The 26023-nt window shown below is 45.0% G+C and carries 21 protein-coding genes and 1 pseudogene; 12 read left to right on the top strand and 10 right to left on the bottom strand.

All coding sequences use genetic code 11. The annotated features are described in order from the left end of the window. Positions 1-71 precede the first annotated feature (71 nt). From IEY67_RS07170 to IEY67_RS07145, 6 genes and pseudogenes are all read left to right on the top strand, one after another. A pseudogene (locus tag IEY67_RS07170) lies at positions 72-173 on the top strand (type II toxin-antitoxin system YafQ family toxin); the annotation flags it as partial. Between the two features lie 432 nt (positions 174-605). Then, positions 606-830 (top strand): 2TM domain-containing protein, encoded by a 225-nt coding sequence (locus IEY67_RS07165; RefSeq protein ID WP_075556213.1) that lies wholly within the window; start codon positions 606-608, stop codon positions 828-830. Beyond that, positions 827-1201, top strand: coding sequence for a DUF2141 domain-containing protein (locus IEY67_RS07160; protein ID WP_122375896.1), 375 nt, complete (start codon positions 827-829; stop codon positions 1199-1201). The genes IEY67_RS07165 and IEY67_RS07160 overlap by 4 nt, the downstream gene beginning before the upstream one ends. A 4-nt stretch (positions 1202-1205) precedes the next feature. Next, positions 1206-3578, top strand: a complete 2373-nt coding sequence (locus IEY67_RS07155) for an outer membrane beta-barrel family protein (RefSeq protein ID WP_183668953.1) — start codon at positions 1206-1208, stop codon at positions 3576-3578. A gap of 81 nt (positions 3579-3659) precedes the next feature. Further along, positions 3660-4289: a hypothetical protein gene (locus IEY67_RS07150; RefSeq protein WP_122375904.1), complete on the top strand. Its 630-nt coding sequence runs from the start codon at positions 3660-3662 to the stop codon at positions 4287-4289. Beyond that, on the top strand, positions 4274-4555 hold the full coding sequence (locus IEY67_RS07145) for a winged helix-turn-helix domain-containing protein (protein ID WP_122375893.1): 282 nt from the start codon (positions 4274-4276) through the stop codon (positions 4553-4555). Before IEY67_RS07150 ends, IEY67_RS07145 begins: the two co-directional genes overlap by 16 nt. 71 nt (positions 4556-4626) lie before the next feature. Here IEY67_RS07145 and IEY67_RS07140 read toward each other — a convergent pair whose 3' ends face one another. The 3 genes from IEY67_RS07140 to IEY67_RS07130 all read right to left on the bottom strand — a co-directional run bounded on the left by IEY67_RS07140 (position 4627) and on the right by IEY67_RS07130 (position 8315). Beyond that, the gene (locus IEY67_RS07140) at positions 4627-5568 is read right to left on the bottom strand and encodes a ribose-phosphate pyrophosphokinase (protein ID WP_007654670.1); all 942 of its coding nucleotides are present in this window, start codon (positions 5566-5568) and stop codon (positions 4627-4629) included. A 154-nt stretch (positions 5569-5722) separates the two neighbouring features. After that, positions 5723-7417: an alpha-amylase family glycosyl hydrolase gene (locus IEY67_RS07135; RefSeq protein WP_183668951.1), complete on the bottom strand. Its 1695-nt coding sequence runs from the start codon at positions 7415-7417 to the stop codon at positions 5723-5725. Between the two features lie 58 nt (positions 7418-7475). Beyond that, positions 7476-8315 carry a patatin-like phospholipase family protein gene (locus tag IEY67_RS07130; RefSeq protein ID WP_122353343.1) on the bottom strand — a complete coding sequence of 280 codons (840 nt, stop codon included), beginning with the start codon at positions 8313-8315 and terminating at the stop codon, positions 7476-7478. Between the two features lie 148 nt (positions 8316-8463). On the opposite strand from IEY67_RS07130, the gene IEY67_RS07125 reads away from it, so the two are divergent. Together IEY67_RS07125 and IEY67_RS07120 are read left to right on the top strand one after the other, a co-directional pair. Continuing rightward, positions 8464-10668 (top strand): sodium-translocating pyrophosphatase, encoded by a 2205-nt coding sequence (locus IEY67_RS07125; RefSeq protein ID WP_183668949.1) that lies wholly within the window; start codon positions 8464-8466, stop codon positions 10666-10668. A 106-nt stretch (positions 10669-10774) separates the two neighbouring features. Next, complete coding sequence (locus tag IEY67_RS07120; protein WP_183668947.1) at positions 10775-11941, top strand: DUF4934 domain-containing protein; 1167 nt, start codon at positions 10775-10777, stop codon at positions 11939-11941. Positions 11942-12069: 128 nt separating this feature from the next. Here the strand turns inward: IEY67_RS07120 and IEY67_RS07115 are convergent, their stop codons facing one another. Both IEY67_RS07115 and IEY67_RS07110 read right to left on the bottom strand, forming a co-directional pair. Continuing rightward, positions 12070-12348, bottom strand: a complete 279-nt coding sequence (locus IEY67_RS07115) for a hypothetical protein (RefSeq protein ID WP_183668945.1) — start codon at positions 12346-12348, stop codon at positions 12070-12072. A 434-nt stretch (positions 12349-12782) separates the two neighbouring features. Continuing rightward, positions 12783-15692, bottom strand: a complete 2910-nt coding sequence (locus IEY67_RS07110; RefSeq protein WP_183668943.1) for a DUF6383 domain-containing protein — start codon at positions 15690-15692, stop codon at positions 12783-12785. A 538-nt stretch (positions 15693-16230) separates the two neighbouring features. Between IEY67_RS07110 and IEY67_RS07105 the strand changes: the two genes are divergently transcribed. The 4 genes from IEY67_RS07105 to IEY67_RS07090 all read left to right on the top strand — a co-directional run bounded on the left by IEY67_RS07105 (position 16231) and on the right by IEY67_RS07090 (position 20375). Next, the gene (locus IEY67_RS07105; RefSeq protein ID WP_183668941.1) at positions 16231-17124 is read left to right on the top strand and encodes a hypothetical protein; all 894 of its coding nucleotides are present in this window, start codon (positions 16231-16233) and stop codon (positions 17122-17124) included. Positions 17125-17136: 12 nt separating this feature from the next. Beyond that, entirely contained in the window at positions 17137-17493 is a 357-nt protein-coding gene (locus IEY67_RS07100; protein ID WP_183668939.1) for an STAS-like domain-containing protein, read from the top strand. Further along, complete coding sequence (locus IEY67_RS07095; RefSeq protein ID WP_183668937.1) at positions 17483-18031, top strand: PIN domain-containing protein; 549 nt, start codon at positions 17483-17485, stop codon at positions 18029-18031. The genes IEY67_RS07100 and IEY67_RS07095 overlap by 11 nt, the downstream gene beginning before the upstream one ends. A gap of 154 nt (positions 18032-18185) precedes the next feature. Continuing rightward, positions 18186-20375, top strand: a complete 2190-nt coding sequence (locus tag IEY67_RS07090; protein WP_122353333.1) for a glutamine synthetase III family protein — start codon at positions 18186-18188, stop codon at positions 20373-20375. Positions 20376-20443: 68 nt separating this feature from the next. Here the strand turns inward: IEY67_RS07090 and IEY67_RS07085 are convergent, their stop codons facing one another. Genes IEY67_RS07085 through IEY67_RS07065 form a run of 5 tightly spaced genes read right to left on the bottom strand, consistent with a single transcriptional unit; the run spans position 20444 to position 25951 of the window. Next, a complete protein-coding gene (locus tag IEY67_RS07085; protein WP_183668935.1) occupies positions 20444-21451 on the bottom strand; it encodes a uroporphyrinogen decarboxylase family protein in 1008 nt (335 codons plus the stop codon). After that, a complete protein-coding gene (locus IEY67_RS07080; protein ID WP_183668933.1) occupies positions 21451-22128 on the bottom strand; it encodes a vitamin B12 dependent-methionine synthase activation domain-containing protein in 678 nt (225 codons plus the stop codon). Before IEY67_RS07080 ends, IEY67_RS07085 begins: the two co-directional genes overlap by 1 nt. Before the next feature lie 4 nt (positions 22129-22132). Further along, complete coding sequence (locus IEY67_RS07075; RefSeq protein ID WP_122353331.1) at positions 22133-22768, bottom strand: cobalamin B12-binding domain-containing protein; 636 nt, start codon at positions 22766-22768, stop codon at positions 22133-22135. A gap of 20 nt (positions 22769-22788) precedes the next feature. Then, positions 22789-24042, bottom strand: a complete 1254-nt coding sequence (locus tag IEY67_RS07070; RefSeq protein ID WP_183668932.1) for a uroporphyrinogen decarboxylase family protein — start codon at positions 24040-24042, stop codon at positions 22789-22791. A 19-nt stretch (positions 24043-24061) separates the two neighbouring features. Beyond that, positions 24062-25951, bottom strand: a complete 1890-nt coding sequence (locus IEY67_RS07065) for a right-handed parallel beta-helix repeat-containing protein (RefSeq protein WP_183668930.1) — start codon at positions 25949-25951, stop codon at positions 24062-24064. Positions 25952-26023: the final 72 nt, after the last annotated feature.

Below are 26023 nucleotides of genomic sequence, written 5' to 3'. Positions count from 1 at the left end.
GTCAATAATTATACTCATCTTTGTATCAGACTATAATATAAACAACTATGGAAACAACAACTTTAAAAACAGAATGCCATATACAATCGGACTGGTTGATGGTATGGGACCAAAATGATACGGAATTAATACTTCTATTCACAGATACCGGTTCTCATGCCGATCTATTTTAATATAAAAAAGAGCACGTTGTTTGAGAACGTACTCTTTTTTCATCTAAAACACTAACTAACAACCAATTCCACCTTAACTATCCTCATTTTTCCCAAGTAGTTTTTAATGGCCGATAATTGTCAGCCATACGGCCGATAACCGTCAACCGCATGGTTGATAATTATCAGCCGTTCGGTTGATGGTTATCAACCACTGATTTCCCGCCATAGTAATTTCATTTAGTACGCCATGTAATCTACATCAGATAGGATAGAAAAATAAATTTATACCAGATCAGTCTATTTTTTTTCTGTTTTATTTGGTTTATATTATAAACCATTTTATATTTGCGATGTGTAAGTGAGAAACGCGTAGCTCCTTGCACTTTTTTAATCCATCTATGGTTTATAATATAAACTTATTTACAAACAACAATTAAAGAGAGAACAACAATGGAAGCAACAGTAAACTCAAACAAGAAAAACAATTCATTTCCAGCACAGCTGAAAATGAATATCCTCCGCTATATCGTTATATGCAGCTTTTTGGCAGTAGTTAATTATGTCACAAGTCCATATTACTGGTGGGTTTTGTGGGTAATAGCCGGTTGGGGCATCAATCTGGGATTAGAGATCGCTAGTCATTATATGATTAAAGAAGAGGAGGAAGAAAAATGAAACAGACAATATTACTAATTATCATGACAATGTTTTTTACCGGCAGCATGGCCTGGTCGCGGACCATTACAGTAAAAATCAGTAATATCCGGGGAGATAACGGCATGATCCTCGTCATGGCCCAGTCAGGAAAAGAAAGCAAACCTGTATACGGTATGGCTAAACCTGAAAAAGGAGAAGCCACCGTCACGCTCGAAAACGTAGAATGGGAACAGTTCGACCTCTCAGTCTTCCACGATGAGAACGGCAATCATAAAATGGATTTCACAGACGACCATAAACCGGCCGAAGGATATGTCATGAAAAATTGCAAAACTCAAAAAGAAGAAGAGACAGTCAAGCTTAAATTATATTATCCTTCAAGCGAATAATACCATGAAAAGTACCTCGTTTCTCCTGTTCTTTTTCGCTGCCAGCTTTTCGGGCATAGCCCAAAAGCCGGCAGGAATGACGGTTTACTCCGGACATATAACGGATGAACCGGGAAAAAGGATTGAATATGCCACCATTGTTCTGCTGAAAGATGATATACAGAAAGCCGGAGTTACGACCAATGATGAAGGTGACTTCAAACTGGAAGTAGAAAACGGAACTTATACCGTCGTCACCCAATGTCTCGGATACGATCCGGTGCGGAAAACCATTCGGTTACCGCTCTCCCACCCCGATACAATTTCACTGAAACAATCCTCCTATGCATTGAAAGAGGTCGTGGTACAAGCTAAAAACATTGAACGAAAAGCCGATCGCTTCATATTATCCGTTTCCCCTTCCAGTGGCAAAGACGGAACCGAGTTACTCTCACAGGCTCCCGGCGTATGGCTGACGGACGAAAACATATCCATAAATGGTGCGCAGGGTACAAAAGTATTTGTCGACAACCGAGAGATTAAACTCACCGGCGAAGAACTTCTCTCCTACTTACGTTCCATGAAATCAGAAGAGATCAAACGGATAGAAGTCATTCCCATTGCCGGGGCAGAATATGAAGCCAGTTCCCGTGGCGGGATCATTTCGATCACACTCCGGCAACGACAGTACAACGGCGTGCAGGGAAATATAATGATGGGGACGGCTTTATCATCTTCCCTGAACCGTTATCTGCCTTCCGCGACATTAAACGCCCGTATGGGGAAATGGACGGTAAATGCAGCAGCATCAGGTTCTTTCACACCTAAGAACAATAGCGAAATGACTTCCTCCAGAGAATACACGAACGACAGCGACCGTTTTTCGAGTCTTTCCGAATTCGATACCCGTTCGAACTACGGAACCGGACGTATCAGCTCCATTTTTGAAATCGACACACTTAACAGTATAGGTGCAGAAATAGAATATATCGGACAAGTTTCCAAAAGTAGTTCTTACAGCGAAACGGAATTAACGAAACAAGGTTTTCTATTGAACAGTACAGGAGATTATTATCAGAAAGACGACTATAATACATTATCCGCCACGGCAAACTACCTGCATAAGCTCGACAATAAAGGTTCCGTCCTTAAACTGATCACGGATTACGCCAATAAAAAGTCAACCGGAAAGAACAACTACTACACCATGCAGAAAGAATGGAATAAAGACAGTACATACAGGAGCAATTCGGATGCAACCTACCAGATCGTCACTTCGGACATCTCGCTCAAAAAGTATCTCAAAAAGGGGATGTCGCTGAACACCGGCCTGAAGTACACCTATACATTCATGGACGATAACGCATGCTACGAAGGTTTGTCGGAAAACCAACAATGGAACGTAAACCCGGGATACGGATATGCGCTCGAATATAAAGAGAACATCTTCGGGGCATACGCATCCTTTTCTGCCGATGTCAACCGCTGGTCGTTCATCGCAGGAGTAAGGGGAGAATATACCCGTACTTCCAATAAAAGCGACCACATCGACCGGGATTATTTCGATCTTTTCCCGAATCTGAATATCACATACGCTTTCAACAACCTGAAAACATGGATGCTTGTCGGACAATATGCCCGCAATATCGAACGTCCGGCGTTCTATACGCTCAATCCGAACCGCCTTCAGACTTCCGATTACAGCTATAACATCGGCAATCCGTATCTGAAACCAACGTATATCAACCGTTTCAGCGCCACCATAGTCTACAATTACCGTTATACACTGACTATCGGCGGTAGCCTGCACCACGACTTGATCCGCGAATTCTGTAAACAAGATGCAACCGATCCGGACATATCCTACATCACCTATGAGAACCATAACATCGAAAACCATTGGTTCGTCGCAGCCAACATACCGCTGCAACCGACCCCGTGGCTCGATCTGACGGCTAATTTCGTAGGCGTAAAGCAAGATATCCGCATGACGGAAGAAGCCGCTTTCGCACATCATTATCTAGCCTTTGCCAACGTGAACACGTCTTTCCGATTACCGGAAGATATCACGCTGGAAGTTCAGTACAACGGAACAAGCCGCCTATATTCCGGGAACAGTGAAATCGCCTCCCGCCATATATTCAGCCTGTCCGCGCGAAAAAAATTCGCCGGCAACCGTTTCCTGTTAACGGCATCGGTCAACAACATCTTCAACCGCTACAATAATTTCGTGAGTCATATCGATGCATATACGACACGAAGCCATTACGAAAGCGGCAGCCTGGGACGTACATTCAAAGTCTCCCTGACCTGGAACTTCAACAGCGGCAAGAAGATCAAAAAGAAAACGGTGGAACGAAGTTCCGACTCGGAAAGAAACCGGTTAAACGAAAAATAAACCGGAATGATTGACTGTTAAAAACAATGCCATTATCTTTGAACAAACATATTAAGAACGAAATAAAAAATAAATAAAATCATGGAAGAAAGAACATTAAACGAAAAAGAAAGCCTGGCACTCATCACACAAATGATAAGTTCCAGTAAGAAAAACATGGAGATCGGACAAGGGAATTACATGCTGATCTGGGGGTATTTCACAACTACCCTCTCAATCATCTTATTTGCTTTAGTCAACCTCACACACAACTTTATATGGAGTTGGGGATGGATGCTGATGTTCGTCATGTGGCCGATAATGTCTTACAGACAAAGACAGAAACCGCCCAGAGTCGTGACTTATACCGACAAAGTCATTTCTCAGGTATGGCAGGTAATGGGCTGGATGTTCATCGTTACTTTTCTGACGATCGGTATCATCGAATTTAGTTTCGCCCGGTATATCGACTTTATCCTGATGCTGCCGCTCTCTTTGATTTATTGCGGAATCGGCGTTTCCATTACCGGAATTATCATACAGGAGCGCTGGATGACTTATACACCTCTGATCGCTTTTATTATCGCAATCTATATGCTTACCATGCTGATGATTGGTGAAAAAGCGACCACTTTATGGTATCTTTACTTCGGTTTATCGTTCGTGTTTATGATGATCATACCCGGACATATCGTCAATCATAAAGCCAAGAAACAATGTTTAAAGAACTAGATCCGCTACTCCACTCCCAATTACGGCTCGCCGTGATGTCTATACTTCTTTCGGTCGAGGAGGCGGATTTTGTCTACCTGAAAGAAAAGACACAGGCAACGGCCGGCAACCTGAGTGTGCAGATAGATAAACTGAGCGAAGCCGGTTATATAGAAGTAGAAAAGAGCTTTGTCGGAAAGAAACCCCGTACGACCTGCCGGATAACACCTACAGGACGGCAAGCTTTCGAGAATTACGTAAACGCCCTGAAAGGTTATATCGGATAACCCCAAGGATCAAACATAAAAAAGGCTGCCATCAACAGACGGCAGCCTTTTTATATCATTAATCCTGCTAATTAAATAGCATATAAAGAACTGATAGATTCGCCACTGCAAACACGACGGATCGCTTCGGCAAACATATCGGCAACAGACAAAACTTTCACCTTCTCGCATTTCTTTGCGTAAGGAATAGAATCCGTAAAAATCATTTCCGTCAATGCAGACTGGTCTACACGGGTAGAAGCCGGGTCAGACATGACAGCATGACTGGCAATCGCACGTACCGACTTAGCACCATTTTCTATCATCAGGTTAGCAGCTTTCGTGATCGTACCGGCTGTATCGACCATGTCGTCTACCAACAGGACATCCAGACCTTCCACATCACCGATGATACGCATTTCTGCAACTTCATTGGCACGCAGACGTGACTTATGACAGATAACCATCGGCAATCCCAGATATTTGGAATAGCTGCTGGCGCGTTTCGTACCACCTACGTCAGGAGTAGCGATACACAAGTTATCCAAAGGCAGTTCGCCCTTGATATAATCCAGGAAGATAGAAGAAGCATATAAGTGATCGACAGGAACATTGAAGAATCCCTGGATCTGGTCTGCATGCAAATCCATCGTGATCAGACGGTCAATACCGGCAGTGCTCAACATATCGGCGATCAGTTTCGCACCGATAGATACACGGGGTTTATCCTTTCTGTCCTGACGGGCCCAACCAAAATAAGGAACTACAGCAATTACAGAGTGTGCGGAAGCACGTTTAGCAGCGTCAATCATCAGGAGCAATTCCATCAGATTATCCGAATTAGGAAATGTCGATTGAACCAGGAACACATCGCGGCCACGGATAGATTCTTCATAAGAAACTGAAAATTCTCCGTCAGCAAAATGTTGAATGTTCATCTGTCCCAGAGGACAACCAAGACTATTGCAAATTTTCTCTGCAAGATACCGGGAGTTGGTTCCCGAAAACACCAAGAAAGGAGTTTGTGCACTCATTATTCCGAATATTTATCTTAAGTAAATAGATTTGAATTGTGGTGCAAAAGTACAAAACTTATTTGCAATAATCCCTTTATCTTCGGAAAACTTTCAACAATAAGGGCAAGTTGTGCCTGCCCCTATTACTTTTTATCTCTCGATATCATGTTTATCATTTATACGTAAAACGCAGTATTCTACCGGAATAGGCCGGCAGAACCAGCTGGTACGGACAAGCCGTCGTCAACGTACTGACACAAGTCTCTCCCGTCAGCAAATCGGTCTGTACAGCCGCTTTGTTATCGTCAAATCCCAATGTTTGAAAAGCTTCCGTAGGGATCTTCACCCGTACAGTCTGTTCGTTCTTGTCGAAATTAACGACAATCAGTACGACTTCATTACGGAATTTACGCATAAAGGCATACTGCCGGTGCGTATTGAAATACGGATTCCGCGAATTGGCATACATCAGGTCGAAAAAAGCCCCCTGTGTAATCGCCTGTTCCGTCTTTGCCACATTCAGTATCTTAGCATACTTTTCGCGCAGGGCACGCTGTTCGGCCGTTAACCCGGCGCCGTCGAACTTCCAGTCGTTGATCCATTTACGCAAGCTATCGACGCTCCAGTAATCGAATATCGTCGTACGACCGTCGCGGCCGCTGAACCCTTCCTCGTCCATGCCCGGTTCGCCCAGTTCCTGACCGCTGTAGATCATGACCGGATTCGTATTCATCATCGCCGATACGATCATACCGGGAATACCCGGACGGGCATCGCCTGCAAAGAAATAAGAAGCAACACGCTGCTCGTCATGGTTTTCCAGGAAATTCAGCATATGCGACTGGATACCTTCCAATCCTTGCCAGGTGTAAGAGATATTACTTGCCGGAGATTGGTTACACATAACTGCGCGCACCGTATCGTACAAACCTACTTTGTCATAGAGATAATCAAAATGACCGTTAAAAATATAGTTACGGTACTCCGCCGGGTTATAAACCTCGGCTATAAAGCACACATTATGTTTTTCTTTCACCTTCGGAATCACCCAGTTCCAAAATTCCACAGGCACCATTTCCGCCATATCACAACGGAAACCGTCCACACCTTTATCCGCCCAGTACAGCAGGATATCCAGCATCTTCGTCCAGGTATTCGGAATCGGGTCGAAATGACCGATCCGCCCGTTCACATAATCCACACCATAGTTGAGTTTGACTGTCTCATACCAGTCGTTCTTTCCGGGGGAAGGACTGAAACAGTCATTTCCGGTTACTTTTGCCGGGAACTCGCTATAGTCATAATCACCATGCGAATCGGCAAACGAGAGGTGTAACGGACATCCGGGGATATAATAGAAATTATTATTGCGGTCGAATCCTTTCGTCGTATTATCATGCTGGCCCAGGTCTTCCACATACGACATACGCGCATCCGAATGATACTCGCGTGCCACGTGGTTAGGCACAAAATCAATGATCACCTTCAATCCGGCCTCGTGTGTACGTTTCACCAGCGCTTCAAACTCTTTCATCCGGTTCGGCACCTTTTCAGCCAGGTCGGGATCTATATCATAATAATCTTTTATAGCATAAGGCGAACCGGCTTTACCCTTCACCACGTCCGCATGATCCTTACGTATCTGATAAGCGGTATAATCAGTCTGGGTGGCATGTTCTATCACTCCGGTATACCAGATATGCGTAGTACCCAACTCCTTGATCTTAGCCAGTGCCGTCGACGAAAAGGCGGAGAACTTACCTACTCCGTTTTCTTCCTTACTGCCGTTCTTTACCAACGAAGATCTCAAATTTCCGAACCAACGGGGAAATACCTGATAAATGACCATCTTATCCATTTGTTTCATCGCTTTATCCACTTTAAAAATTATCGGTAAAAGTTGCCCGGACCAGTGCCGGACAAAGCTATGGCATGAGTATATTGTTCTTTCGTGCCATAATCGCTTTCACCAGGGTTTCATATTTATTCTCTTGTATCACCAGTTCGAATGCCCGGATCGCCGCATCGTAACCGATACGCGCAATCTGTTCCACATTCTCCAGATCAAAGGTCTTATACATGCCGAATTCTTCCGCCTCGATCAGCACGTCGCACATCTCCCGGTCTTCCAGCGTATTCGCCCGGAACATATAATGGTAGGAACGCTCTGCAATATGAAAGATCGTTTGCTTGTATTTTTGGGGAACAAGCGGGCTGACGTTCACCCCGATCACCCTCTCGCACATATCGCGGATAATAGATACCGGGAAATTATGGAACAACCCGCCATCCACATAATGCACTCCGTTGATGACCACCGGGCTGAAAATGATCGGGATACTGCACGAAGCAGTCACTGCCTCCACGATAGGCCCGCTCTTAAACTCATGGCTTTCGCCGTTATCGAGATCGGTCGCAACCACTATCATAGGGATCTTCAGCTCCTCAAATGTCTTGGCTCTCAAATGGCGTTTCAAAAAATACCGGAAACGTTTACTGTCAAACAATCCGGATTTGGGAAGCTGAAGCTGTGCGAATTCGGAGAATTCACGGCCGGTAAAGAGTTCTTTCAACTCATCCGCCGAATAACCGTCGGCAAACAAAGTCCCCATCAACGACCCGACACTCGTCCCGACGATGACATCCGGCATCAGTCCGCACTCCTCCAGTAATTTGAATACTCCCAGGTGTGCAAAACCTTTCGCGCCTCCTCCGCTTAAGGCCAATCCCAGTTTATAGGTCTTATGGTTCGATTCTTGCGTCATTGTATGTTTTCTCTCTTTAACGTGACAAATATGCTGTTTTTTTTAGAATGAAACATTATTATTTACGAAAAAGTTTCTCCACTTCTTTATTTTCGTTACATTTACGGGAGACAAAATAAGGTCTTGAATCACTTTAAATCGAACGACTATGATAACAAGTATTTTCTGGATTGTGCCCGTGGCGTCAGTTCTGGCGCTGGTATTTGCCTGGTTCTTCTTCCGGCAAATGATGAAAGAGAGTGAAGGAACGGAAACGATGGCAAAAATCGCTTCTTATGTGCGTGAAGGTGCGATGTCGTACCTGAAGCAACAGTACAAAGTCGTGGCTTCGGTCTTTCTTGTATTGGTTATCCTGTTTTCCATTATGGCTTATGGTTTCGGTGTGCAGAACGAATGGGTTCCCATCGCCTTCCTGACCGGCGGTTTCTTCTCAGGACTGGCGGGATTCCTGGGGATGAAGACTGCCACTTATGCCTCCGCCCGTACCGCCAATGCAGCCCGTTCGTCGTTAAACAAAGGATTGCAGGTAGCCTTCCGCAGCGGTGCCGTCATGGGGCTGGTGGTTGTGGGGCTCGGACTGCTCGACATTTCTTTTTGGTATATCCTGTTGAATGCTTTTATCCCGGATGAAGCACTGAACCCGACTCATAGACTGACCATTATCACCACCACCATGCTTACCTTCGGAATGGGGGCTTCCACACAAGCGCTCTTTGCCCGTGTAGGTGGCGGAATCTATACCAAAGCGGCCGACGTTGGTGCCGACCTCGTCGGAAAAGTGGAAGCCGGCATCCCGGAAGACGACCCGCGTAACCCTGCCACCATCGCCGATAACGTAGGCGACAACGTAGGTGACGTTGCCGGTATGGGAGCCGACCTGTATGAATCTTATTGCGGATCGATACTGGCGACCGCCGCCCTGGGTGCAGCCGCCTTTGTCTCTTCCGGAGATATAGAAATGCAATACAAGGCTGTTATCGCACCGATGCTGATCGCTGCTGTCGGGATCGTTCTTTCGATCCTCGGTATTTTTGCCGTCAGGACGAAGGAAGATGCTTCTATCCGTCAACTGCTGAAAGCGCTGGCAACAGGAACGAACCTCAGCTCCGTACTGATCGCCCTCTCTACATTCGGTATACTATATACACTGGGACTAGACAACTGGTTCTGGATCAGTTGTTCGGTAGTGATCGGCTTGCTGGTCGGTATCGTGATCGGACAGGCTACGGAATATTATACCTCGCAATCGTATAAACCGACACAACGGGTATCCGAATCGGGTCTGACCGGACCGGCAACCGTTATCATCTCGGGACTGGGGCTGGGGATGATGTCTACCGCCATCCCCGTACTGGCAGTTGTTGTCGGCATCATTTGTTCATTCCTCTTTGCTTCCGGATTCGATTTCAATAATACCGGCATGGGACTTTACGGAATCGGTATTGCCGCTGTCGGCATGCTTTCGACATTGGGTATCACGCTGGCAACCGATGCGTACGGACCGATCGCCGACAATGCCGGGGGAAATGCCGAAATGTCAGGTTTGGGAAAAGAAGTGCGCAAACGTACCGATGCCCTCGACTCACTTGGAAATACCACGGCCGCTACAGGTAAAGGCTTTGCCATCGGCTCGGCTGCGCTGACAGGACTGGCGTTGCTGGCTTCTTATATAGAAGAGATCAAAATAGGTCTGATCCGTTTGGGAGAAACCGTCCTTTCATTCGCCGACGGACGGACAATGGAGATATCGAAGGCTTCTTTCTCCGATTTCATGGTCTATTATGACGTGACGCTGATGAACCCGAAAGTGCTGTCGGGCATGTTCTTGGGTTCGATGATGGCTTTTATGTTCTGCGGATTGACTATGAATGCCGTAGGACGTGCCGCGGGTCACATGGTGGAAGAAGTACGCCGTCAGTTCCGCGAAATTCCGGGTATCCTGACAGGGAAAGCGGAACCCGATTATGCGCGTTGCGTGGAGATCTCGACCAAAGGGGCACAACATGAAATGATCGTACCTTCGTTGCTGGCTATCATCGCTCCGATCGTCACCGGGCTGATCTTCGGGGTAACCGGAGTGATCGGGTTGTTGATCGGCGGGTTGAGCACGGGGTTTGTCCTGGCCATCTTCATGGCAAATGCCGGCGGTGCCTGGGACAATGCCAAGAAACATATCGAAGAAGGCAACCATGGCGGCAAAGGCAGTGAAGCTCACAAAGCGACTGTCGTTGGCGATACTGTCGGCGACCCGTTCAAAGATACTTCCGGACCGAGCCTCAATATCCTGATCAAATTGATGAGCATGGTGGCTATCGTAATGGCCGGATTGACGGTAGCATGGAGTTTGTTCTGAAATAGTTAATATAACATAATCGAAAAGAGATATTCAAATACGAATAGTTCGTAATTCCGAGCTATTCGTATTTTGTTTATTATCAACCGTTTAAATACTATCAGACATGAAAACAACTCCTTTACTCCTATCCGCTGCCTTGTTACTGGCCTGTTTTTCAGGTTGCACCCCTTCTACACAGAAACAAAAGGCGATGAAGACCAACGACGGAAGTCTCAGTACTGTTGAAACTTCGGGAAACAAACTGACAGTATGTGATTTTGCTGCCGTAAAAGATACGATCGAAGTACCTCTCAGTGAGTTCGTCGAAGACTGTCGCATTATCCGGTTCGACAATTCTGACGAGGCTTTATTCAAAGCCTGGTTCATTCTTGCCACCGACCAATATATCGGTGTTCGCCAAAGCGGTGCTGCATTCAAGCTGTTTGACAAGGAAGGTAAATTCCTGCATGACATCGGCGCAGTGGGCAACGGTGCCGGAGAATATGCCATTTCCATTTATGATGAAGTCATTGACGAAAAGAACGGGCATATCTTTTTCACTCCTTTTGTCGGTGACAAAATTATGATGTACGGAACAGACGGCAGATGGATCAAAGACATCAAACTGCCCGGACGACTCCAGAAACCCAAATTGTCGCTCAATCCGGACGGAACATTAGCGGTTGTTCACATGCCTTTCAGCGAAGATGAGCCATTTGCTTTCCAGATGGACACAGAAGGAAATATACTGAAAAAAATACCGACCACCGCAGCGATGAAAGCTGAAAATTTTGACGGCGAGGTCTTTTCTTACAGGAATTGCAACGATTTCGATTTCTTCCACACCGGTATAGATACTCTTTTCGTTTACGACGTAGCGGGCAACCGGTTGTTACCCGAATTCACCATGACATTCCCGAACCCGAAAGAGAAACCGATCCATCTGTATTACAGATTGCCCCATCATTTTATGGTCAGCTATTACTATTGGGGGAACAATGGTCCGGAGAGAGGTGGAAACATTCTGATAGACAAACAAAAAAATGCCTCTTCTTATTTCAATCTCGTAAACGATTTCTACGGTAATCTTCCTGTCTCATCGCCGGGACACTGTTTTTACCGTGGCTATTTCATCCAGAACCTGGAACCGGGACAACTGGCCGAACAAATAGAAAAGCATCTCGCCTCCGGCAAATGCCCCAGCCAGGATAAAAAGAAACTTCAGGAGCTGGCAGCATCGCTGAATGAGAATGATAATAATGTGCTGTTTATCGGAAAGGTCAGGCAATAGAAAAAGGTGAAACCTTTTTCAGTTGACAGTTGACAAGTGACAGTTAGGCTTCACAATCAAATATATAAAACGGGAGTCTATCTGTCTATCGGCTATCTGTTATCAATAAGGCATACTTAGTTACAGGTTTATTTGCCGTTGCGTATATGGAAGATCGAGTCGAGTGAACGGAGAAAGGGCTTCACCTCGTGCCGGTCGTTCACTGTCCATTTGCGGCTTCTGATCAGGGGAGCTATCAGTTCAAGAAACTCATCGAGGTTTCCGTTGAAAAGAATGGTTTCTTCCACTACCATATCTTCCTCCCAAACGGCATGTTCGAGCAATCGGTTCAGGTTGTTACATTGTTTCACCACTCCGTGCAACCCTTTTTCCAGTTGCACACATTCATTCTTCAAGTCTTGTGCCACCTTACTAAGCTGGGCGGCGTCTAGTTTTTTTTCATCTGATTTATATTAAAGATAATTCTTTTGCTACTTCGCCTTTACAGGTTCATTTGACATTGGATTAAAACTGACGGCAAATGAACTTGTAACTAAGCATGTCTTATTTATGACTGATCCTATGGGCGATAGGCCCCAATTTTTTATAGTTCGACAGCGAATCCTAACTGTCAACTGTCTTCTGAAAAAGTTTCTCCTTTTTCTAAAACCGAAAGCCCGGCAAGATTAACCTGCCGGGCTTTGTTTTGGTCTGTTTTCTCTTTTCACAAAGATAGAACAGAAGAACTTTATTTTATTACTTTAGTATTAATATTTACCGCCTGTTCACCTGTCGCAGGGTAATTGGAGTCCGATAACGCCGCGCGGTAAAATTTAGAATTATTTTGATTATAAATAGTTACTTATTTCACGATTGCCTTTACTGCAGCTTCGCCTTCTACGGCAACAGTTACATACCCCTTAGGAGCAGCAATTGTAGCTTCATCGGAAGAAATCACTGTGTTGGCAATTGTCTGGCCAAGTACGTTGCTAACAGTAACTTTTTTGCCCTGTGCACCTTTGACGATAATAGCACCGTCGATGGCTATTACTGATACAGAAGAAGCATCAATAGTACTGTTGTCAACAGTCTGTTCATCACCCAACGTGATAACCAATGCTTTTTCCTGATCTTCAGTGAAGCCTAAGCGTCCATTCAAATTATACAGATATTTGTCAGTAGCACCTAATGGCTGGATGACATAACCACCATCTACGACCATTACTCTGAACTTAAAGTTTTCAACACCTGCAGCGATGCCTTTTTCTTCGTTAGCTTCTTTTGCAACTGTCACAACATCTCCATTCACGTAAGTGGCAACAGTATCAACGCCTGTTTTTATTGCCGGACGGAAGATAGCTTTCAAATCTTCATCAGCTGTAGCTTCCCCGGTGTAAGAACCTTCCAAAGCATAGTTCAGATAGATTTCATAATCAGCTTTATCATCAACCCATTGCTGGATAGAGTCTGTCGGATAGAACAGGAAGTTGCTGTAACCATCTTCATCGCCTTCAATAGCTTTTGAAATATAGAAAGAAGGAATGTCTTTATTGATATCGGCTGTATCCAAGCGGAAAGTCAGCCCCTTGTCAGCAATAACACCTTCCATGATGCCGTTTGCATTCAGGTTCATGGCTACTGCACCCTGATAACTGTCTAATGTAGCTTTTCTCGGAGTGGAAGCGTCCAGACTTTCTGTCAGACGGTTGAAGACTACATTTACACTGCTATATTCTGCATCTTCATACTTTTTCTTTGACACATCAAATGCAGAACTTGCAGAGATGGATGCAACTACTTTCGTTGCAGAACTTTGTGTTGCAAATATATGCGCATAACTTGTTGCATAAACAATCATAGTGTAATTGCCTTCCAGATCTTTCTGGAAAATAAACTCTGCAGCACTAGCACCTTCCTTAAAGTCAGAAGTCTGCAGGAATTCATCAGCACCTTTCACAGATTGGAATTTATAAGTAACAACTTCTACCGCATTTTTCTTGTCAGTTTTTACAGAACCGTTGCTCAAGTAAGCATAATTTATTTCGTTCTTCAAAGTTCTCCCTTTTACAACAGTCCATAACTGGCTATCATCACTTTCTTTGGTAGGAACAAAAACATTAGTTTTATTCTCTGTCATGTACAACTGCGGAACAGCAACCATATCAGAACCATTAAATACCAATTCAGCCTTTTGTGCCAACTGTTCAGCAGTCAGTGTCAGGAAGTCATCTAAAGCCGGTGCGTCTGTTATCTGGATAGTTTGACCTGCCAGACTAGTAACAGAAGGAGTTGTTAAGCTTTTATCAGAAGAAGCCACCGTAAATTCATTTGTTTTACCTTCGATTGAATACAAAGCCAAAGCGATTGTTTGATTAGTCTCTCTATTCTTGAAAGTAAATGTTGAATTAGAGAATCCTGTAACAATCCACTGTGCCTTAGCTGAAGTCAGTCTCACATCTTTAGGAGCTACTGCATTATATGCAAAAGTAGCAGCATCCTGAGACACCAGATATTTTCCGTAAGGAGAAGCAGCAGCACTGGCTGCATCCGGTTTTTCACCTACAAACTTGATGTTAACGATCTTAGCAGCATCTTCTTTTAACAAAGCAGAAGCAGGAGCCCAGGTTGTACCTGTGATCTGTGCCTTAGAGATATTCACACCGGTTGTTGTAGAGATCGTTGTGATATAAGTCTTAGCAACGCCGGATGCCGGTTTATAGGCATATACTTTAACAAAAGATGTGCTATAATCTACAGCTGAAGCTACCTCTACAGGAGCTTTGCCACTTTCAACAACGACATAAGGTTTAGCAGAGGTTGTACCTACTACCATTGTGTATTTACCCGGTTCGTTGGCATAATCGTCTTCAGATACTGTGAATACTGCATTGTTCACACAGTTGATTTTATCCTTAGCCAAATCACCCGTAGCCTTCAAGTCAGAACCTTTCACCACTTTGAAGCCATAACCTTCACCGTTAGCCTTGATCAAGTTTACTACAGGAGCAGACGGATCGAGGATAATGAATTCTGCGTTTTTGAATTCGTCCATTCCCATAACAGCACCGGTATTAGCCGTAATCTTTTCCTGCAAGGCTTTACCACCTTTAGTTACAAAATATAGTCCGTCAGGAAGATCCGTTACGTTAGTTTGTGTAGATGTCTTACTAACCGCATAAACAGTCTGGTTGAACACGTTCGTTTCCGGCTGTGGGTCAGCTTCCGGGAAAACAAAAGAAAAACCGTTATTTGAAAGGTTCTTGTTCAGTTCTTCGGCTGTGTATGTGGCAGAAGCAAAGTAGAATTTAACATCACTACCTGTACTTAGATCAACAGTTAATTTCTGTCCTCCCAAAGAAATTGTAGCATCAGCAGTGTTTTTACTTGCTACAAATACACAAGTATTAGCATCTACGGCAGTAGCATCTGCAGCTTCTACATTAGAAACTCCTGCTTTTGCATAAATAAGTTTGCCGTTTTGATTTTTCAGTTTGAACTGATATTCGTTATTTACCTGTCCGAAATCAGCAATTTCAAACCATTCAGCATCAGTTCCCGTTTTAAATGTGAAAGAACCGCTCTTCCCGGAAACTCCTGTAGAGCTTAAAAAGTTTGAACCAGCATCACTCAGGTAAACTTTTAAGCCGTTTTTCAAAGTTTGCGTACTAGCTCCAGCCGTGTATTTATACGTCAAAGCAGCATTCGCGTTACTAAACAACGCTCCCATCAGCAACAGGACCATTGTCAAAATAGTAGAAAACCTTTTGTTCATAATCAATAAATTTAATATTAATAATAGTGTTACTAAAATCCTATTTATATCCATTTTTCTAGTCTGAAAAACTTGAATGACTAGAAAAAACGTTCCTTTTTTCTCGCCATTATTTTTTACTCATTTTGACTTCATAAGTGAAAATCAATATTTCGTACATACTTTGTTATTACGTTGATAAGAAAGAACATAGAAAAGAGAAAAAAATTTGGAAAATGATTGTCGGTTAAAAAGGAATTATTAATTTTGTTGGCGAGAAAAAAGGAACGTTTTTTCTAGTCACACATTTTCGACTACTAATCATATAATATTCAATATCTACATTAACTTTCAATAGTAGATATTCATTCCTCATAAAAAGGATATACACATATTAATGTACATGTGCGTACATCTATTCTATTATTACCTGAAAGAATAAAATCGGGAAAAGTAAGGGATCATCCTTTTTAAATATGAAAAACAAGCTAATTAATAGCTATGGAGTAACTATTAATTCTTATAAAATCATTTCCTTTGCAAAATAATATTAGCTAGTATGACCATCTTCTATCTCAATAAAGTTCTATATACAAACAAGGAAGGCTACAATAGCCTAGCCCTACTGTTCAACCAGATTATTCAATCAGATGATGTGGATTTTTCTATCAGTTTCTCTAAAACGACTTGGTTTGAGGCCAATTTAAGCGCTGTTTTGGGAGCCATAATCAGAATACTGGAGGATGATTATCTCCTTTCTATAAAATTAATCGATATACCAACTGCCATATATGGTATCCTTACACGCAACGGCTTTATCGGAAACATCGATTATTCATCGATCGATTTCAGCAAAGAAACCGTTGTCACATTCCAACAGTTTGCTCCTAATCACGATACAGCATTTGACAGTTATTTAAAAAGAGAGTTGTTAGTAAAAAAAGACTTTCCAAAACATACCAGCTTATTAGGAAAAAGAATATGTACCAGTATCTTTGAAGTATTTGAAAATGCCAGAACACATGGCAAATGCCAATGGATACACACTTGCGGGCAATATTATCCACAGAAACATCCTTCCCGTTTCGATATAACGGTAGTCGATGCCGGCAAAACAATTCATAAAAATGTAAATGATTACTTTCAGGGGAAAGCCGTTTTTTCAGCCTCAGACGCAATAGACTGGGCGATACAGTACGGTCATACAACTAAAAAAGAACAAACCGGAGGACTGGGATTAGACTTGTTAAAAGAATTTGTAAAACTAAACAAAGGCAAGATTCAAATTGTTTCAGCTACAGGATACTGGGAATTTACAGAAGGACAAACAAGTACCTCTGAAATGGATTACTATTTTCCGGGGACTATAGTAACCATCGAGTTCAATTTCGATGATACATCATTTTATATGTTAAAAGAAGAACTTGATGTATCTCCTGATAATATCTTTTAATATATTTGCGTCATGAAAACAAATCCTATAGTAATTAAAATATCAGATTACACAGCCACAAACCTTGCAGTAGCTACTGATGAAGGGGAAAAAGTCTATCAAACGATAGTTAAACTATTCTCCGATTATCAAACTATTGTGCTGGATTTTTCTGGTATAGCATTACTAACTACAGCTTATTTGAATGGGGCTATAGGACAGTTATACAAAGATTATTCAAGCCGGGAATTAGGAGAACGTCTCAAACTTAAAAATGTAAGTCAGGATGACTTGATCCTTTTAAAAAAAGTAACCAACCGGGCTAAAGAATTTTATAACAATGAAGATTCTTTTGGTCAAACAGTACAAAGAGTAATCAGTGGAGAATAATAAAATATTAAAAATAAAAGAATATACTATTTCTTCCACAGACTGTTTCTTTTTGGACAATAACGTGTGGATGTTTCTTTTTTGCCCACTGGGTAATTATCAGAAAAAAAAGCAATCAGTTTATTCCAATTTTTTCGCAGACATTCTTAGCCATCGGGCCACTATTTATATCAATAGCTTGGTATTATCTGAATTTGCAAATACTTATCTTCGGTTGGATTTCCAGCTTTGGAAGAGAATGCCTGAAAATTGCCGGGCCGATTATAAACGTGATTACCTGCAATCAGAACAATATGCCGCTACTGCATCATTGATACTGGCAGTGATGAGAAATATACTAAAAGTAAGTGAACGCATGCCCGATAACTTTAACTCGGTTAATCTTGATTTACTTTTCGACCATTTTAAAATAATAGATTTCAATGACAGTTACTTCATTGAATACTGCAGATCCTGTGGTAAAAATATGTTATTTGTATCGGATGACAAAGATTTCAGCAAGATTGATTGTGGAAATGTAAAGGTTCTGACCATGTAGCTAAATGTAAATCAAGCCAAAGCTCATCCCCCAACTTATCTATATCCTTACTTCTGGCAAAATGATATATGAAATTGTTTTTAACTACCGAGTGAAAGTATAAATAAAGATTTGCTTGTATCTTTGCAGCCGGTAAAACAAAAAAATAATCCGTATGTCAATCTCACGCTTTAATGCAGTGGAGAAAGCTTCCAACCGGAAGGCCGTGGAAGCCATCACTCCCAAACAGAAAGTATCCGAGTACTATGGCGAGAACGTATTTAACCGCAAGGCAATGCAGAAGTATCTCTCCAAGGAAACGTACAAAGCCCTAACCCACGCCATTGATAATGGAACACCCATCGACCGGGAAATAGCCAACCATGTAGCTGCCGGTATGCGTATGTGGGCACTGGAAAAAGGAGTTACCCATTACACCCACTGGTTCCAACCTCTTACCGACGGAACAGCCGAAAAGCACGATGCTTTTGTAGAACATGACGGCAACGGCGGTATGATCGAAGAATTCAGCGGCAAACTGCTCGCCCAGCAGGAACCCGACGCATCCAGCTTCCCTAACGGCGGACTGCGTAACACGTTCGAAGCCCGCGGATATTCAGCCTGGGACCCCTCCTCTCCCGCATTTATTGTAGACGACACTTTATGTATCCCGACAGTCTTTATCGCTTATACCGGTGAAGCACTCGACTACAAAACACCGCTTATCCGTTCAGTAGAAGCATTGAACAAAGCTGCCAAAGAGGTCTGCAACTACTTCAACGAAGATGTTCATAAGGTGATCACCTATCTGGGCTGGGAACAGGAATATTTCCTGGTAGACGAAGAATTGTATTCGGCCCGTCCCGACCTGTCGCTGACCGAACGTACGCTGCTCGGACACGAAAGTGCCAAGAACCAGCAGTTGGACGACCATTATTTCGGTGCTATTCCTTCACGCGTACAGGAATTTATGAAAGACCTGGAAGTGGAATGTTATAAGCTGGGTATCCCGGTAAAGACCCGTCACAACGAGGTTGCCCCGAACCAGTTCGAGCTGGCTCCGATCTATGAAGAATGTAACCTGGCCAACGACCATAATCAGTTGCTGATGTCGGTGATGAAACGTGTTTCACGCCGTCATAATTTCCGCGTCCTGCTTCACGAAAAACCTTTTATGGGTGTGAACGGCTCGGGTAAGCATTGTAACTGGTCGATGGGGACCGATACGGGTATCAACCTGTTCTCGCCGGGTAAAGACCGCGAAGACAACCTGCGTTTTATCACGTTCGTGGTCAATACGCTGATGGCTGTTTATAAATATAATGCCTTACTGAAAGCAAGTATCGCTTCTGCTACCAACGCACACCGTCTGGGAGCCAACGAAGCACCTCCTGCCATTATCTCCTCTTTCCTCGGAACGCAGATCAGCGAAGTGCTGGATAAATTCGAGAACAGTTCGATCGAAGATGCGATCGAGGTAGACGACAAGAAACGTCTGAGCCTGGGCTTCGGACAAATACCGGAATTGCTGCTGGATAATACGGATCGTAACCGTACCTCTCCGTTCGCTTTCACCGGAAACCGTTTCGAGTTTCGTGCTCCCGGTTCTTCCGTGAACTGCGGCTCGGCTATGCTGGCTGTCAACTCGGCTGTCGCTCACCAGCTTCAACAGTTCAAGAAAGATGTAGAAACACTTCAGGCTGCTGGAAAGAGCAAGGAAGTGGCTATCTTCGAGACACTGAAGGCTTATATCAAAGAATCCAAACCGATCCGCTTCGACGGTAACGGTTACTGCGACGAATGGAAGGAAGAAGCTGCCCGCCGCGGACTGGATTGCGAAAACAGCGTTCCGCTGCAATACGATGCTTACCTGAAACCGGAAGTGATCCGCATGTTCAAGGAAACGGGCGTATTGAATGAAAAGGAACTGGAAGCCCGCAATGAGGTGAAATGGGAAATCTATATCAAGAAAGTACAGATCGAAGCCCGCGTATTGGGTGACCTATCGATGAACCATATTATTCCGGTCGTATTGCACTACCAGTCTTTGCTGCTCAGCAATATCACCAAGCTGAAAGAAACATTCAGCCCGGAAGAATACGAAGACCTGTCCGCCGAACCGCGCCGCCTGGTACGCAAGATTTCCAAACACGTAAATGCCGTAACACGCATGACGGACGAAATGATCGAAGCCCGTAAGAAGGCGAATGTCATCACCGACCTCCGCAGCAAGGCGATCGCTTATCATGATACGGTGGTTCCGTTCCTGGATGATATCCGCGAGCATATCGACGAACTGGAGCTGATGGTGGATAACCAGATGTGGCCGTTGCCGAAATATCGGGAACTGTTGTTTATCCGGTAAGAAACCGATAAAACAGCATCCTACATAAAATGTCCTGTGCAAAGAACTTACACAGGACATTCTCTTTTTTACACTGATCGATTGTTAAAACTATTAAGTGCCTGATAAAATGCCTCGATATTCTCTGACGGAACATGCGGAGGCACATCACAACCTGTCGATAAAACGAAATTCTTCCATTGGCTGGTTTTCTTTAGCAGATTCATTGTCTCTGCATATACTTTTTCCGGCGATGACTGTTTGAAAAGTCCGACCGGATCGAGGTTCCCCATGACCAACCGGTCTTCCGGACAGCTCTCCAACGCCTCCGCCATATCTATCTTATTACCGAAATGCAGTCCGGCCGCTCCAGACTGAATCATCGCCTCCGTACAATGTCCGAAGTTTCCGCAGTTATGCAGGATCACCATAAAGTTCTCATCCTGCACCGCATCCACGATCTGACGAACATAATCCGTCGAATATAACAGACAATCTTCGTTTGAGATCAAACCCGCCGCCGGTTCCGCCATGATCACGCCATGAACACCTGTCTGCCTGATTGCACGGGTATAGTCGATCAGGAAACGGGTACATTTCTCCAATAAGACGGTCATATTCTCCGGCTCCACATACAGGGCGATCATTAATTCCGACAACCCGAACAAACGCCCTGCCAGCGAAAACGGACCGATACAACCGGCAAAGACCGGCTTATCCTTTACCCGTTCTGCCGTCAGCCGGTTCGCTTTCAGGTATTCGGGTACACGTCCGGCCTCAAGAGACGGGATTGGAAGACGATCTATAGACTCCCTATCCGATACGAGCGGTTCCGTTACACTGGGGACCTCATCTTCCGGAAAGACCACCTTCGCACCGAAAGCCTCTGCTTCCACCGTTAAATCCATGATAACTGTCGGTGCTGCCGACGGATATTGTTCGTTCAACCGGCAGATCGCCTCCGCATGCACTTCGCCATCGGTAACCGCATCTCTCACCGTTTTACCGCATAACTCGATACCCGGATGCGTCATGATAGGAATAGCCCTACGTTCCTGCCGGTTCCTTGTTTCGTGTAGCCACTTTTGTATTTCCATTATTTCTTCTTTCTTTTTCGTTTATAACAAGTCTCCAGTTCACAATACTGGCAACCGTACTTTTTCTCATCCACATCAGGCCCGATACCGATAATACCGCTGATCGACTTGATCGGTGTCATCAGGCATACCTCCGACAAACCGATACCGCAAGGATTCCCGCCCATCAAGCGGAACAGTGTCTGCTGGCCGGATAAATGCCAGCCGCAATATCCGGGACTCAGGCGGTTCGTGTGCCGTTCTCCCACCAGCTCTTTTTCGAGTAACCGTTCCATGCAGTCACCGGCTTTTTCTGCGATACAAGTACCGATAATATCTGCAATAAAACTTTTCAGGATGTCCTCTTCCGCTTTCAAACGATTCTGATACTCCTGAAAAGCAGTCCCCGCAGTCGCCGCAAAGAGGGCGAAGCGGCCGGAGCCTTTCAGAAGGGAAGAGATCGTCGCTCCGACATGAATACGTTCGCCGCCATCCAGAGATACAGCGTCTTCCTCCATCCGCCCGTCAAACAGACCGAACGCACAACGCGGAACGATCCAAGACGAAACCTCTTCCAGCATGGAGACGGTCAATGCCTCCACCGGCTCTTCCGGTTCCGTACTGCCGTAGCCCATCTCGGTAAATAAATCATTTACCGTCAGGGATAACCGGCTAAAGTCTAACTCGTATTCCTGCATACGATCAGGCGGATAATAAGGATTTGGCAAGCGATACCGCGGCATTGGCATTGTCGCTATAACCGTCTGCACCGATCTGGCGGGCAAACGATTCGGAAACCGGCGCACCGCCGATCATCACTTTAACCTGGCTGCGGATTCCATTCTGCTCCAAAGCATCGATCACCTCCTGCATATAATTCATCGTCGTTGTCAGCAGGGCAGACAGGCACAGGATCTGAGCCCGGTTTTCTTTCAGGGCGTTTATAAACCTTTCCGAAGAGATATCGGTTCCGAGGTTGATCACTTCGAAGCCGCAGCCTTCCAGCATGGAGGCTACCAGGTTCTTTCCGATATCATGCAAATCTCCTTTTACCGTTCCGATCACCACCTTTCCCAGACTGTGGGAGGCTGCACCTTTCATTTGCGGTTTCAGCAGGTCGAGCGCACCTTTCATAGCACGGGCTGCCATTAATAGTTCAGGGACAAAGGCTTTTCCTTCCTCGAAACGTTTGCCTATATCTTCCATGGCTCGCGACATATAGTTATTAATGATCAAATGCGGATCGACATTCTCTGCGATCGCTTCGTTGGTTACCGCCCTGGCTATCTCCAGTTTTCCTGTCAAAATAGCCTCATACAATTTCTCCAAATCTGCCATAACTTTATCTGTTTTAATTATTAACCTCGTAACTCACGCAATGTCTCTATCATCGCCACGACATTCCGAACCGGCGCATTAGCCTGTATGTTGTGAACGGCGTTGAAAACGAAACCGCCGTCAGCTCCCAATATCTCACATTCCTGCAATACATGGCTCCGCACCTCTTCGGGTGTCGCATTCGGCAGGATACGTTGCGTGTCGATACCGCCGCCCCAGAACGTCACCTGGCTGCCGAACTCTTTTTTCAATACCCTCGGGTCCATATCTTTGGCATTGATCTGGACAGGGTTGATTATATCGAAACCGGCATCCACCAAACCGGGAAGAATCGGGAGGATAGCCCCACAGGTATGTTTGAATACTTTCCAGGTGGTATGCTGATGAATCCAGTCGTTCATCCGTTTGTAGTGGGGAAGCCATAACTCCCTGAATGTATCGAGCGAACAGAATTGCGAGTCCTGGGTTCCGAAATCGGTTCCGCAGGTAAAGACGACATCGACCTTCTCACCTACCGCATCCCAAAGACGTTGATAGTTAGCCAGTGCAATATCGGTCTGTTTTTCAAAGACCGTTTGTACATAGTCACGGCGCATGGCGGTAGACATATACCATTCAGCGACATTGCGGATACCTTTCGGGTCTTTCAGCCCCATGCCCGGAACGAAAGCGATATCCCCCAGTGCCGTACCGCCGAAGCTGGCGACAACCGCTTTTCCGGTTACGGCAGCCTGTTCGACCGTCTTTTTATAGTATTGAAGATCTTCGTCAGAAAGAGGGCCGAACTCTTCCAGATTATCTGCCGGATCGATCTCTTCGTCATTCACATATTCCTGTCTTTCCGTTGCATTGATAAAATAGCAGCCGGAAGGCATCACGGCACTGGGCGGATAGGAACGGTCTCCTCCCGCATAGATGTGAACATCTCCCTGGCCGTCGGTCGTCAGGTCGATACCGGAGGCGATCATCACTTTCTGCCCCCAGGGGGTGATTTGCTCGTGGAGTTGGGTTTCATCGATGTCGAACATATCCTTGCGTCCGAAAACAGGGACACAGTCTATGCCGATAATCTCCTGCAAGTCGCTTTCGATCTCTCCCAACATCTGGAAAGGTTCGATGACACGGACAGGATGCGGGTCCAATCCATAATGTTGTCTCAAGGCCTCTACGACCTTACAATGGATGCCTGTAACCGAAGTTGCTCCGAAGTCGACCGGTACGCAATCAGGCATACGATGGGCTAGTGCGCTTTGCACACGCTGTTTGGATGTCATGTTCAATACTAATTTTAGATTACCATACTTTTATTCTGATCTCGCCGTCTTTGACGGATTCCAAAGGTCCCGGCTTGGGCTGGTCTCCACGTGCATTCCCCAGATAGTCGGCAGCAATTTCAATCGGGCTGCCGTCGGGTTGCTCGTAGACTTGTCCGGGGAGTTTGGCTTTTCCCAGTCTCTCCGTATTGACACGGCTGGTCTGCAAATCACTCAAACCTTTTACGGATAAAGACAGATAAACGCCGTCAGCCGTTTCTTCGATCTTCACATTCGGATTGAAGTCAGGGAGGACTACTTTGTTCTTTTCACCTTCAAACGGCAAGGCTCCGTTGTAATAGACATTCCCGTCCACCATCATCGGATAAACCGTTTTATTATAGTCCGCCAAACCGTATTTCCGCTTATTCTCTCCTTCCGTCACCGGAAGAACGGTAGCAAAAAGGTTGTTGATATAGCGGTCGTCTCCACCGGGAATAATAGACAGGCCCGCGACTTCTGTCGAATGAGGCAGGAAATAAGGAGTGTACCGTCCGTGTTCTACATACCGGTAGATATCTCCGGCGATCAGGTTATGCACATAAGCACCTCCCTGGGATTGTTCCAGGATACTCCGGCGTGAGGCGAAAATGTTATTGTCAACCAGGAACGGGCCGTGGTTTACTTCCAGGAAAAGATCTTCCATATCATTATCGTAGAATAAGTTTCCCGAAACCCGGGTACCCTGCGTCATCCAATCCAGCCAGAGGGCACGGCCTGCATTATGAATACGATTATGGACAATACGGGTGTCTACCGCAGCATGAAATTTAATACCTCCGATCTCTGCACCGGTAAACTGACGCTTCACCCAGATATCGTGGATATGATTGTTTTCGATCAGGCTGAAAGCGGCCCCCATACTTCCACAGATACCGGTCTGTTCGCAATGGGATATCTCATTGTTACGAACAATATGCGAACCGATATTCTCCTTATTCCAGCCATTCCGGATCGTATTGAAAGTCACTTCGATATAATGCAGGGAACCGTCGATGCTCGTATCGTTCAGCCAGACATTATGACCGGTCTGACGTTCTTTTCCCAACGTTATGCCTGAACATTTGGAGTTACTGATTACATTGTTCTCGATGATCCACCCTTTGTTCCAATGGGTAGCTATCATACCGATCTGCTCTGCCGTCGGAGCTCCCCATTGGGTAGCAGCCTGACTGATATAAAAGCCCTGGATAGTCAGGTAGTCGATACCCGGTTTCGACGGATAAAAGCAGGTGTTGCGGGTACTTATTTCCACCAGTTCCTTATTCGGGTCATATTTATGGAAATTTGCCCAGATGATCGTATTCACGCCGTCATTCTCACAATACCAGGTGTAGGCAGCCCCTTCCTTATCTTTGCCGTTTTCATGCGGGACCGGGCGAAGCACTTTGTCCAGCGACTCCTTCTCATAGAGGGATTTGTTATTCAGGAACACTTCGCCGGTATGATGTTCGCGTCCCATGCCGTCAAACCAATCGCCATAGATCAGGTCGGTATACGGATTATAATCACCGAAGAATGTATTCGGGATCGTGACCTTCCAGACTCCGTCTTTCTCCTTCGTCCAGCCGGTGATCCTTTCCGAGCCTTTTATCTCTACCTTTTCTCCCGGAGCCGCACGATAGACAATCCGCTTCCCGTCGCTTTCACCGCCTCTCGGAGGGTTTATCCACTCACGGTACGTTCCGGCATGCACAGTGATCACATCACCGGGGAAAGCATATTCCGCCGCTTTCCCAATAGTCCGGAAAGGTGCTTTTTCGGTTCCCTCATTCGCATCGTTCCCTTTTACGGATACATGATATTCTTTCGCCTGCACTACTGCGCAGCATATCAGGAATAGTATAAAAAATAACTGCTTTCTCTTCATGGTATTTCGATTGTTAGTGTAACTTCGACTAGAAGAACAATGCAAATATAGAGGGTCCTTATCCGATATAAA

Source organism: Parabacteroides faecis (genome assembly GCF_014647375.1).
GTDB classification, from domain to species: domain Bacteria; phylum Bacteroidota; class Bacteroidia; order Bacteroidales; family Tannerellaceae; genus Parabacteroides; species Parabacteroides faecis.
The sequence above is the reverse complement of the archived record's forward strand: the minus strand, read 5'-3'. Positions and strand labels throughout refer to the sequence as shown.

What these genes read in the sequence shown, in the direction of transcription:
- IEY67_RS07160 (WP_122375896.1), top strand. Translation starts at nt 827, where the DNA reads ATGAAACAGACAATATTACTAATTATCATGACAATGTTTTTTACCGGC.
- IEY67_RS07080 (WP_183668933.1), bottom strand. Translation starts at nt 22,128, where the DNA reads ATGCAGGAATACGAGTTAGACTTTAGCCGGTTATCCCTGACGGTAAAT.
- IEY67_RS07100 (WP_183668939.1), top strand. Translation starts at nt 17,137, where the DNA reads ATGAAAACAAATCCTATAGTAATTAAAATATCAGATTACACAGCCACA.
- IEY67_RS07150 (WP_122375904.1), top strand. Translation starts at nt 3,660, where the DNA reads ATGGAAGAAAGAACATTAAACGAAAAAGAAAGCCTGGCACTCATCACA.
- IEY67_RS07070 (WP_183668932.1), bottom strand. Translation starts at nt 24,042, where the DNA reads ATGACATCCAAACAGCGTGTGCAAAGCGCACTAGCCCATCGTATGCCT.
- IEY67_RS07165 (WP_075556213.1), top strand. Translation starts at nt 606, where the DNA reads ATGGAAGCAACAGTAAACTCAAACAAGAAAAACAATTCATTTCCAGCA.
- IEY67_RS07145 (WP_122375893.1), top strand. Translation starts at nt 4,274, where the DNA reads ATGTTTAAAGAACTAGATCCGCTACTCCACTCCCAATTACGGCTCGCC.
- IEY67_RS07120 (WP_183668947.1), top strand. Translation starts at nt 10,775, where the DNA reads ATGAAAACAACTCCTTTACTCCTATCCGCTGCCTTGTTACTGGCCTGT.
- IEY67_RS07110 (WP_183668943.1), bottom strand. Translation starts at nt 15,692, where the DNA reads ATGAACAAAAGGTTTTCTACTATTTTGACAATGGTCCTGTTGCTGATG.
- IEY67_RS07105 (WP_183668941.1), top strand. Translation starts at nt 16,231, where the DNA reads ATGACCATCTTCTATCTCAATAAAGTTCTATATACAAACAAGGAAGGC.
- IEY67_RS07065 (WP_183668930.1), bottom strand. Translation starts at nt 25,951, where the DNA reads ATGAAGAGAAAGCAGTTATTTTTTATACTATTCCTGATATGCTGCGCA.
- IEY67_RS07125 (WP_183668949.1), top strand. Translation starts at nt 8,464, where the DNA reads ATGATAACAAGTATTTTCTGGATTGTGCCCGTGGCGTCAGTTCTGGCG.
- IEY67_RS07155 (WP_183668953.1), top strand. Translation starts at nt 1,206, where the DNA reads ATGAAAAGTACCTCGTTTCTCCTGTTCTTTTTCGCTGCCAGCTTTTCG.
- IEY67_RS07090 (WP_122353333.1), top strand. Translation starts at nt 18,186, where the DNA reads ATGTCAATCTCACGCTTTAATGCAGTGGAGAAAGCTTCCAACCGGAAG.
- IEY67_RS07135 (WP_183668951.1), bottom strand. Translation starts at nt 7,417, where the DNA reads ATGAAACAAATGGATAAGATGGTCATTTATCAGGTATTTCCCCGTTGG.
- IEY67_RS07140 (WP_007654670.1), bottom strand. Translation starts at nt 5,568, where the DNA reads ATGAGTGCACAAACTCCTTTCTTGGTGTTTTCGGGAACCAACTCCCGG.
- IEY67_RS07130 (WP_122353343.1), bottom strand. Translation starts at nt 8,315, where the DNA reads ATGACGCAAGAATCGAACCATAAGACCTATAAACTGGGATTGGCCTTA.
- IEY67_RS07075 (WP_122353331.1), bottom strand. Translation starts at nt 22,768, where the DNA reads ATGGCAGATTTGGAGAAATTGTATGAGGCTATTTTGACAGGAAAACTG.
- IEY67_RS07085 (WP_183668935.1), bottom strand. Translation starts at nt 21,451, where the DNA reads ATGGAAATACAAAAGTGGCTACACGAAACAAGGAACCGGCAGGAACGT.